Here is a 9,375-nt window from a genome sequence, read left to right on the forward strand (position 1 = left end):
TGAAAGGAACTCCATCGTCAGGTCGCGCCTTCTACTCGCTCAAGACCAAACACATCACAGTACTTGGCACCCCTCCCGCGTAGCGGGTTCGTGCATGATGGCACAGAACGGTCGTTCACGAGCAAAGTCTGCATGGGTCGGAGTTTAGTCGACAGATTACCTTCCCATCTCCGCCACCCCGGCCTACCATGCCGCCCAGGCATAGGAGGCTTCGATGACATCAAGCTTCAACGTGCAGGACGCGGCCGGTTATGAGCAGTTGATGGGCCGCTGGAGCCAAAAGCTCGCGCCGTTGTTCATCGACTTTGCCGGCCTGGCCGACGGCGAAAGGGTGCTCGACGTCGGCTGCGGCACCGGCAGCCTGACCTTCGCGCTGGCCAAGACCAAAAACCTCGGCGAAATCGCGGCCATCGACTTCTCGCCGGTCTTCGTCGCGGCAGCACAGGCCCGCAACACCGACCCGCGCATAAAAATCAGCCAGGCCGATGCCTGCGCCCTGCCCTTTGAGGACAACAGCTTCGACCGCGCGCTGGCGCTCTTGGTGCTGCATTTCGTGCCCGAGGCGCCCAAGGCGATTTCGGAAATGCGCCGGGTGACCCGGCCGGGCGGCGTGGTCGCGGCAGCGGTGTGGGACCATTTTGGCGGCATGCCCGGCATGCGCATGGTGGTCGATACGCTGGCAGCCCTGGGTGAAGCCGGCCGGCAACTGCGCGCCCGCTACAGCTTCCAGCCGATGATGCAGCCGGGCGAGATGAAGCAGGCCTTCATCGAGCAGGGTCTTTTGAACGTCGAGGAGACCCAGCTTTTGCAGCGCATGGACTACGCAAACTTCGACGACCTCTGGGCGCCCATCGGCGCGGGCGAAGGCCCGCTCGGCAAATTTGTCGCCACCTTCGACGCGGCGGAAAAGGCGCGCGTCCAGGCTGCCGTGCGCGATGCCTACGAAGCTGGCCGCCCCGACGGCCCGCGCTCGTTTGCCAACATCGCCTGGGCGGTGCGCGGCGTCGTCGCCTGAGGGGCCTTCCATCAGGCATGGCGGGGATGGCTTTTCCCCGCTTTGACGTCCGTCCGGCGCATCGTTGCGGCGCTAACCCATTGAAATCGCCGCACCACGCCTGAAATCGCCTGCTTCCACCCCGTGGATAGGAAAAAATTCTTTTCCACGCCCTTTTATATCAATGGATAATTCCCCCATCGCCCTCATGGGAACCCGGGTCATGAACCGGATACCTGGGGAGGGCGGCGGCGTCCGGGCTGGCAGGGGAGACGGTGCCCCTGCTGGGTGATGAGCCCCCAAGCCCGGGCCTTGCGGCGGCTGGCGGTGCGAAAGCACTGAGGCGACTGAGCGGGGCAAGAGCGCTGGCGGACGCATGGCTGCGCGTCATGCATTAGCATCACAGAGACGCAAGGCCATGCGTCCGGTTCCCAACCCCGGCTTCATCAGCGCGGGACAGTTTCGTGCGCCCAAATTTCCCCCTGCCCGCGCAACAAAACCCCGCGCGGGCGTCAACCGGAGACAGCCATGCCGAGGAAACGCAAGCAACCGATCGAAATCATCGACCCGCCGCTGCCGGGCTACGGCCACCTGCCCTATTCCATGCACAACGCGCTCGTGCTCGCCTTCAGTATCGCGGCCACCATGGAGGGCGCGCATTTGAGGTGCCAGCGCCGCGAATGCCGCAATTTCGGCCGCTGCCGCGCCTCGCCGACCGAATTCGGCCGCGCCGGCTTCTGCCAGGTGCCGCTCGGCCGCGACGCCGACCGCCGCGTCGAGGGCATGCTCCTGTTCACCATGCAGCTCGCCCATGGCTGGCGGTAGTCTTGCAGGACGCGGTTCCTCGCCCCGCTTGCGGGGGAGAGGTGCCGAGCGCAGCGAGGCGGAGAGGGGGCAATTCCCTCCCCCTTGTGGGGAGGGATAAAGGGTGGGGGTACTCTTAGAGCGCAAGCGAAAATTCACCCCCCCCACCCCGGCCCTCCCCCCACAAGGGGAGGGAGAAAAACCCTCACCCCACATCCAGCACGATCTTGCCGATATGCTCGCCCTCTTCCATGCGCTCATGCGCGCGCCAGGCCTCCTTGAGCGGGAAGATCATGTCCATGACGGGCGCGACGCGGCGAGTGGCCAGCAGCGGCCACACCTGGGCTTCGAGGGCTGCGGCGATCTGGCCCTTGAACTCGGTGGTGCGCGGTCTCAGCGTCGAGCCGGTATGGGTCAGCCTTTTGACCATCAATTTTGAGAAATCGGCACTCGCCACTGCCCCGCCTTGCGTCGCGATCTGGACGATGCGCCCGTCGATCGCGGCGGCGCTGTAGTTGCGCCCGACATAGTCGCCGCCGACCATGTCGAGGATGACGTTGGCGCCCTTGCCGTCTGTGGCGTCCTTCACAGCCTGGACGAAATCCTCGTTGCGGTAGTTGATCGCCCGGTCGGCCCCGAGCTTCAGGCAGGCGGCGCATTTGTCGTCCGAGCCTGCGGTGGCGATGACATAGGCACCAAAAGCGGAAGCAATCTGGATCGCAGTGGTGCCGATGCCCGACGAGCCGCCATGCACCAGGAGCGTCTCCCCCGCCTTGAGCGCGCCGCGCTCGAACACATTGTGCCAGACGGTGAAGAAGGTTTCCGGCACCGCCGCGGCTTCGGTGAAGGTGAAGCCCTTGGGCACCGGCAGTGCGTTGGTCTCGTGCACCTTGGCGTATTCGGCGTAGCCGCCGCCCGGCGTCAGCGCGCAAACCGCATCGCCAATGCGCCAGCGCGAAACACCCGCGCCCAGCGCCGCCACCTCGCCCGACACTTCGAGCCCCGGCAGGTCGGACGCGCCCGGCGGCGGCGGATACGCGCCCTTGCGCTGCAACACGTCGGGCCGGTTGACGCCCGCCGCATGCACCCGGATCAGGATCTCGCTTTGGCCAGGTTGCGGCAGGTCGCGCTTTTCGGCCTTGAGCACGCGGGGTCCGCCAGGCTGCGTGATCGCCACGGCAAGCATCTTTTCGGGAAGTTCGGCTACGTTGGCCATGTCTTTTTGTTCTCCGCTGGTCCGGTGTGTCCCGGTACATGTCCCGGACTTTACATGTCATTGACCGCACTATGTATTCTCATTGGCAAATCAGGCAAACGCCTGTCTGGAGATCAGGAGAGCGATATGGCGCTGTTCGACGACGAGCCGAAGAAGAAAAAGACCGTCCACGAGATCGGTCAGGATCTGTCCTTGCTGTCGGTCGGCGAACTCAACGAGCGCATCGCTGCCTTGCGCGCCGAGATTGTGCGGCTTGAAGCCGAGCTCACCGTCAAAGGCTCGACCAAATCCGCCGCCGAGGCGCTGTTCAAGCGCGGTTGATCTTCGCCCGCCACTGATAAGCCCCAAAGGGGCTATCATCACATTTTAGCGCCTAATTGATTCGTGGTGGGACACAGATGCTCGCAACCTACCGGCCGATCCTGTCGTTGCTTCGCGGCACCGCCTTCCTTCTGGCCGCCTCCGGCCTGCATGGCCTGCTGCTTCCGCTGCGCGGCCAGGAAGAGGGTTTCTCCACGGCAGCCCTTGGCCTGATGGGCACCGCCTGGGCGGGCGGTTTCGTCGCCGGCTGCTTTTTTGCCCCGCGCGTCGTGCGCCGCGCCGGCCATGTCCGCGCCTTCGGCACCTTCGCCGCCTCGGCGGCCATCATCGCGCTGCTCACCGGGCTGATCGTCAACGAATATGTCTGGATCGCGCTGCGCGCCTTCACCGGCTTTGCCATGGCCGGCGCGTTCATGGTCATCGAAAGCTGGCTCAACGAGCGCGCCACCAACGAAAACCGCGGCACGGTCTTCGGCCTCTACATGATGGTCACCTACGCCTCGATCATGGCCGGCCAGATGATGGTCGCCGGCGGCGATGTCAGAAGCGACGCGCTGTTCATGGTCACCGGCATCCTGTTTTGCCTGTCGCTGATCCCAACCGCCGTTTCGAGCGCTGCCCACCCAAAGCCGCTGCAGGACGTTTCGCTCGACATCAAGGGGCTCTACGCCAATTCGCCCGTCGCTTCGGTCGCCTGCTTCCTCATCGGCGTCGCCAATGGCGACTGGGGCACGCTGGGCGCGGTCTATGGCGCGCGCGTGGGCATCTCGACGCCCGAGATCGCGCTGATGATGAGCCTGGTGGTGGTCGCCGGTGCAGCGCTTCAGATCCCGATCGGCAAGATCTCCGACAGGACCGACCGCCGCTACGTACTGATCGGTGCTTCGCTCGCCTCGGCGATGGCGGCGGTGTTGATATTTGCGGTAGCGCCACGCTCGGGCCCGTTCGTGATCGCCATGACGGCAAGCTACGGCGCATTCGCTTACACGCTTTATTCGCTCGCAGTGGCCCACGCCAACGACCACGCGAAGCCCGAGGATTTCGTCAAGGTTTCGGGCGGCCTGCTGCTGCTCTATGGCTTCGGCACCATGGTCGGCCCGCTGCTTGGTGCGGCCTTGATGGACTACATGCGCCCTGAGGCGCTGTTTCTCGCCACTGCCACAGCCCACTTCGCGCTTGCCGGCTACACGGCACTTCGCATCAAGCGCCGTGCGCCCGTGCCGATCGAGGATCGCGAAGCGTTCAAGACCCAGCCGGCCGACCGCAGTTCGACACCCGAATCGCTGCGTCTCGACCCCAGGCAAGCGGCCGACTCCGAAACCTGACAGTCGTCAGACAGGCACGTCATTCCCTCTCAAGACAATGTAGCCAGCCTTGCGACTCACGGTTGAGATTTAGGTCTTGTTGCGGCACAAAGGGCTCATGACAGCTGACGACTCCTTCCTGGCCATATCGGATGCCAACCGGCGCCATCTGCTGGAGGAATTGCGGCGCGGCCCAAAGACCGTCAGCGAACTCGCGGCCGGGTTGCCGGTGTCGCGGCCCGCAGTGTCGCAGCACCTCAAGGTACTCCTGGATGCTGGCCTGGTCAGTGCGCGTGCCGAAGGAACGCGCCGCGTCTATGCGGTGAGTGTCGCCGGCTTCAGAAAGCTCAACATCTGGCTGGATCAGTTCTGGGACGCTTGAGCGGTTACAAACGAGGTGGTTCCCGTCGACGAAGTAGCAAGACTTCGTATGCCGCGCCTCGATCAATTCACAGCCCGACACATCGCCCTGTCCCGGCGGCGATGTTGTTTCGCCGCCGGCTACCGGGCCCACGTCGAAAGAATGCGGGCCTAAAGAGAGGTCGTCTGCATGACCTTAGTGCTGAGTCGGCGCACCTCTCAGTTTTTCAATCTCGTCCTTGAGTGCCAGCTTGCGACGCTTCAGCATTACGATTTGCAGGTCGTCCACTGATGGATGGTTCATTGCTTCACCGAGCTCACGTTCGATGTCGCCATGCTTCCGCTGAAGCTCTTCAAGATGGGATGCAAGAGACATGATTGGTTCTCCCTTTCATGGTTTCCTCGAAGCCCCGAGCACAGCCCTGCCCACCGCAGACAGCGCTCTGTGACGGAACCATGACAGTCTGCCACCCCCAGCCAGCGATGTCGAATAAAGTGTGGTAGCATTTCCTGACGGCTTGAAATGTGATAAGGGCATCGCGCCGGTGACAAGGAGTCGCCGACCCGCCTAAGGAGCGCCCCGGGTGCGCCAGTGAGTTTGCAGACGGTAGACATGTCGGAACAGGAACAGGCCGAGATTCGTCTCGAGTTTGCACGCTTGAAGCAGGACCATGCCGATTTCGACGCCGCGATCAACGCGATGATCGCAATGGGCTGCGATACGTTGCAGATCCAGCGGATGAAGAAGAAGAAATTGATCCTCAAGGACAAGATCAGCCAGATCGAAGACCGGATCATCCCTGACATCATTGCCTGAGAAACCGCTGTTTGCAGCCACCACTTGGTTGCGGCGGCAGCGCATTTCGGTTAAGCGCAGGCTTGTCAAGCAGGGGTGCCGCGCGTGAGCAAGGACAGGGTCGACGTCGCCATCATCATGGGGAGCCAGTCTGACTGGGCGACCATGCGCCATGCCGGCGAATTGCTGGAAGTTCTCGGCATCACCTACGAGGCGCGCATCGTCTCGGCCCACCGCACGCCCGAGCGTCTCTACGAATTTGCCAAGGGCGCAAAAGCGTCCGGCTTCCGCGTCATCATCGCCGGCGCCGGCGGCGCTGCCCATCTTCCCGGCATGACAGCCGCCATGACCCCGCTGCCGGTGTTCGGCGTGCCGGTCGAATCAAAGGCGCTGTCAGGGCAGGATTCACTTCTTTCGATCGTACAGATGCCCGCCGGCATTCCGGTGGGAACATTGGCCATCGGCAAGGCCGGTGCCGCCAACGCCGCGCTGCTTGCCGCGGCCGTGCTTGCCCTTTCCGACGAGGCGCTCGCCACAAGGCTCGACGAGTGGCGCGCCGCCCAGACCGCACGGGTCGCCGAACAGCCGACGGACGACGCGTGAGCGCGCCGCTGCCCCTCGGAGCCACTATCGGCATCATCGGCGGCGGCCAGCTTGGCCGCATGCTGGCCATGGCGGCAGCCCGTCTCGGCTATCAGACCGTAATCCTCGAGCCGCAGGCCGATTGCCCGGCTGCCCAGGTCGCCAACCGGCAGATCGTGGCCGCCTATGACGATCCAGCGGCGCTTGACGAACTGGCGCGCGCAAGCGCGGTCGTCACCTACGAATTCGAAAACGTGCCGGTCGCTGCAGCCGAAAGGCTCGCCGGAAGCGTCGCGGTCTACCCGCCGGCGCGCGCGCTTGAAGTGGCGCAGGATCGCCTGGTCGAAAAAACCTTCCTGAACGGCATCGGGATATCCACAGCCCATTTCTTGCCTGTGGAAAACGATCAGGATCTTGCCGCGGCTCTGCATGCTTTCGACGGTAGCGGCGTCCTGAAAACCCGCCGCATGGGCTATGACGGCAAAGGCCAGATGGTCTTCCGCAACATGACGACAGGCGGCTTCGACGGCGCCTGCGCTTCGCTCGGCAATGTGCCGCTGATCCTCGAATCCTTTGTCGCCTTCGAGCGCGAAATCTCGGTGATTGCCGCGCGCGGGACCGACGGCAGCATCGCAGCCTTCGATCCGGCCGAAAATGTGCACAGCAATGGCATCCTCGCCAGCTCGACCGTGCCTGCGGCGATCAGCGAAGAGACCGCCCATGCCGCGCGCGAAGCGGCGCGCAGGATTGTCGCCGCGCTCGACTATGTCGGCGTCATCGGCGTCGAGTTCTTCGTCCTCGCCGATGGTTCGCTGATCGCCAACGAGATGGCGCCTCGGGTTCACAATTCCGGGCACTGGACCGAAGCGGCCTGCGTGGTCTCGCAGTTCGAGCAGCACATCCGCGCGGTCGCCGGCCTGCCGCTCGGCGACGCCAACCGCCACTCCGACTGCGTCATGGAAAACCTTATCGGCGACGACATCGCAAAGGTGCCCGCCTTGCTCGCCCAGCCCGACGTCGCGGTGCATCTCTACGGCAAGGCCGAAGCGAGACCTGGCCGCAAGATGGGCCACTTCACGCGGATTTTGCCTCGCCACTGACAGGCGGCACGGGGCAATCAGTCAGCAATGGGTGGAAAGCGGTCGGTCTGCTTTCGGTTGTGGAACCACGAAAAGTGGACATTGGGCGAAGACGTCATGGACCAATTTTGGGCAATCCATGATTGTCGTCCCCCACGGCCTGGCGGCTAGCGTTGAAACGTCACGTGGACAGTGCCGCTCTCGCTCGCTTCCGTCTTGACGGTGTAGCCCACCTCCAACCCGCGCAACCCGTCCCAGAGGCGTATGCCCCGCCCCAGCAAGATTGGGGTAATGGCAACGTGCAGGCGGTCCACCAGCCCGGCCTTCAGATAGTCGCGAACCATGGTTGGACCGCCACCTATCCTGACGTCCTTGCCGTTTGCGGCTGTCACGGCCTGCTGCAGTGCATCGACCGGGTCCGCCGCGAGGAAATGGAACGTGGTGCCTCCAGCCATCTCGATGGGAGGCCGTGGCGTGTGGGTCAGGACGAAGACCGGGCATTTGAATGGCGGCTCGTCGCCCCACCACCCCTTCCAGTCCGGATCATCGGGAAAGTTGTGCAGCCCGAACTTGCCGGCGCCCATGATCTCGGCGCCGATGTTGTCGAAGTAGTCTTGTGCATAGGCATCATCGAGACCAGTGGTGCCTTTGCCGCTGGTATCCTTGAGTACGCGCTCCCGGAACGTCCGCGTGGCGACATAGGGACCGACAAGGCGGGACCAGTCGGGGCCAAAGGGGTTTTCAGGCGTCTGGTCCGTCGTTGTTGCGAAACCATCGAGCGAAATGAGGAGGTCGACACGAACAGCCACTGCAGTGCTCCCAGTTACTAAGGCACTTACCTTTGTAATTGCGACTCAACACTAAGGCAAGTGCCTTTTTTTTATTGACCTGCAGGCGCAGCCGTCTTACCGAGTCATATGCCCTACCACTCGACCCCGCTCGATCTCGCCTTTTACGCCCTCAGCGACCCGACCCGCCGCGCGGTGGTGTCGCGACTGGCCGAGGGAGAGTTGCCGGTGACCGTGCTGGCAGAGCCGTTCGACATGGCCCTGCCCTCCTTCGCCCAGCATCTCAAGGTGCTGGAAGATTGCGGGTTGATCGCCAGCGAGAAGCGCGGGCGCCGCCGCTGGTGCTGGCTGGAACAGGCGCGCTTCGACGAGGCATCAAACTGGATGCAAGCGGAGCGCCGCCGCTGGGCCGACCGGCTCGACCGGCTTGAAACATTTTTGGACAGGACGGGAGAGACCGACGATGGAAAAGCTGTTTGAGACGTGGTCGCCCGACCGTGAGATCGTCCTGGTCAAGGTGCTGAAGCACCCGCGCCACAAGGTCTTTGCCGCCTGGATGGATCCGGAGGCACTGGCGCAATGGTATGGCCCGGCCGGTCTCAGCATCGAGAACCACAAGGCCGATATCCGCGAAGGCGGGGAATGGCGTTTCGACATGGTGGGCGTGTTCGAAGGCCAGCAGCAGCGTTTCCCCAATCTCATGCGCTTCTTGAAGATCGTGCCAAACGAGCTGATCGTGGCGGACTACGGCACCACCGACCTCGACGACCCGGAGCGCTTTTACATGACGATCACGTTCGATGAGCAGGCCGACGGCAAGACCGTACTGACCATGCGCCAGCTGCACCCAAGCCGTGAACGTCGCCAGGTGGTCATCGGTTTCGGCGCGGTGGAGTATGGGCTGCAGACGCTGGACGGTCTCGCCACGTGGCTGGATGGTTGAACGCTGATCATCTTGAGGGTTGGCGGTCGCCCCGCCATAAAGCCCATAAACGACCGCTTTCAGGACTTTGCGGTCCTACCGCGAACATCCGAGATGATGAAGGGTTTCGGGTGCCGGCAGGCGTACGAAAGCCTCCCATGCAGGAACCCGCGAGCCACAGGCGACGGCTTATGGAGATTTCGGATTTC

Annotated in this window: 13 protein-coding genes; 10 read left to right on the forward strand and 3 right to left on the reverse strand. The window is 63.6% G+C overall.

Going from position 1 to position 9,375, the window contains the following annotated elements; translation table 11 throughout:
- The first annotated feature begins 214 nt into the window (after positions 1 to 214).
- Both C8K44_RS26695 and C8K44_RS26700 read left to right on the forward strand, forming a co-directional pair.
- On the forward strand, positions 215 to 1,015 hold the full coding sequence (locus C8K44_RS26695; RefSeq protein WP_109578786.1) for a class I SAM-dependent methyltransferase: 801 nt from the start codon (positions 215 to 217) through the stop codon (positions 1,013 to 1,015).
- A gap of 507 nt (positions 1,016 to 1,522) precedes the next feature.
- Complete coding sequence (locus tag C8K44_RS26700; RefSeq protein WP_109578787.1) at positions 1,523 to 1,819, forward strand: hypothetical protein; 297 nt, start codon at positions 1,523 to 1,525, stop codon at positions 1,817 to 1,819.
- Positions 1,820 to 2,003: 184 nt separating this feature from the next.
- Here the strand turns inward: C8K44_RS26700 and C8K44_RS26705 are convergent, their stop codons facing one another.
- Entirely contained in the window at positions 2,004 to 3,014 is a 1,011-nt protein-coding gene (locus C8K44_RS26705) for an NAD(P)H-quinone oxidoreductase (protein WP_109578788.1), read from the reverse strand.
- 126 nt (positions 3,015 to 3,140) lie between these two features.
- Here C8K44_RS26705 and C8K44_RS26710 point away from each other — a divergent pair, with 126 nt between their 5' ends.
- The 3 genes from C8K44_RS26710 (at position 3,141) to C8K44_RS26720 (ending at position 5,021) form a co-directional block, all read left to right on the forward strand.
- On the forward strand, positions 3,141 to 3,335 hold the full coding sequence (locus C8K44_RS26710; RefSeq protein WP_109578789.1) for a DUF1192 domain-containing protein: 195 nt from the start codon (positions 3,141 to 3,143) through the stop codon (positions 3,333 to 3,335).
- Positions 3,336 to 3,412: 77 nt separating this feature from the next.
- Positions 3,413 to 4,660 carry an MFS transporter gene (locus C8K44_RS26715; RefSeq protein WP_109578790.1) on the forward strand — a complete coding sequence of 416 codons (1,248 nt, stop codon included), beginning with the start codon at positions 3,413 to 3,415 and terminating at the stop codon, positions 4,658 to 4,660.
- A 97-nt stretch (positions 4,661 to 4,757) separates the two neighbouring features.
- Positions 4,758 to 5,021, forward strand: a complete 264-nt coding sequence (locus tag C8K44_RS26720) for a metalloregulator ArsR/SmtB family transcription factor (RefSeq protein WP_109578791.1) — start codon at positions 4,758 to 4,760, stop codon at positions 5,019 to 5,021.
- 174 nt (positions 5,022 to 5,195) lie between these two features.
- Here C8K44_RS26720 and C8K44_RS26725 read toward each other — a convergent pair whose 3' ends face one another.
- On the reverse strand, positions 5,196 to 5,375 hold the full coding sequence (locus tag C8K44_RS26725) for a YdcH family protein (RefSeq protein WP_109578792.1): 180 nt from the start codon (positions 5,373 to 5,375) through the stop codon (positions 5,196 to 5,198).
- Positions 5,376 to 5,612: 237 nt separating this feature from the next.
- On the opposite strand from C8K44_RS26725, the gene C8K44_RS26730 reads away from it, so the two are divergent.
- The 3 genes from C8K44_RS26730 to C8K44_RS26740 all read left to right on the forward strand — a co-directional run bounded on the left by C8K44_RS26730 (position 5,613) and on the right by C8K44_RS26740 (position 7,477).
- A complete protein-coding gene (locus C8K44_RS26730; protein WP_109578793.1) occupies positions 5,613 to 5,816 on the forward strand; it encodes a DUF465 domain-containing protein in 204 nt (67 codons plus the stop codon).
- 117 nt (positions 5,817 to 5,933) lie between these two features.
- The gene (gene purE / locus C8K44_RS26735) at positions 5,934 to 6,398 is read left to right on the forward strand and encodes a 5-(carboxyamino)imidazole ribonucleotide mutase (protein WP_199227221.1); all 465 of its coding nucleotides are present in this window, start codon (positions 5,934 to 5,936) and stop codon (positions 6,396 to 6,398) included.
- Positions 6,395 to 7,477: a 5-(carboxyamino)imidazole ribonucleotide synthase gene (locus C8K44_RS26740; protein ID WP_199227220.1), complete on the forward strand. Its 1,083-nt coding sequence runs from the start codon at positions 6,395 to 6,397 to the stop codon at positions 7,475 to 7,477. Before purE ends, C8K44_RS26740 begins: the two co-directional genes overlap by 4 nt.
- A gap of 146 nt (positions 7,478 to 7,623) precedes the next feature.
- Here C8K44_RS26740 and C8K44_RS26745 read toward each other — a convergent pair whose 3' ends face one another.
- On the reverse strand, positions 7,624 to 8,265 hold the full coding sequence (locus tag C8K44_RS26745) for a dihydrofolate reductase family protein (protein WP_109578794.1): 642 nt from the start codon (positions 8,263 to 8,265) through the stop codon (positions 7,624 to 7,626).
- A 108-nt stretch (positions 8,266 to 8,373) separates the two neighbouring features.
- Here C8K44_RS26745 and C8K44_RS26750 point away from each other — a divergent pair, with 108 nt between their 5' ends.
- Positions 8,374 to 8,724, forward strand: coding sequence for a metalloregulator ArsR/SmtB family transcription factor (locus C8K44_RS26750; protein WP_109578795.1), 351 nt, complete (start codon positions 8,374 to 8,376; stop codon positions 8,722 to 8,724).
- Complete coding sequence (locus C8K44_RS26755; RefSeq protein ID WP_109578796.1) at positions 8,708 to 9,187, forward strand: SRPBCC family protein; 480 nt, start codon at positions 8,708 to 8,710, stop codon at positions 9,185 to 9,187. Before C8K44_RS26750 ends, C8K44_RS26755 begins: the two co-directional genes overlap by 17 nt.
- Positions 9,188 to 9,375 lie beyond the last annotated feature (188 nt).

Source organism: Aminobacter sp. AP02 (genome assembly GCF_003148805.1).
In the GTDB taxonomy this organism is placed as follows: domain Bacteria; phylum Pseudomonadota; class Alphaproteobacteria; order Rhizobiales; family Rhizobiaceae; genus Aminobacter.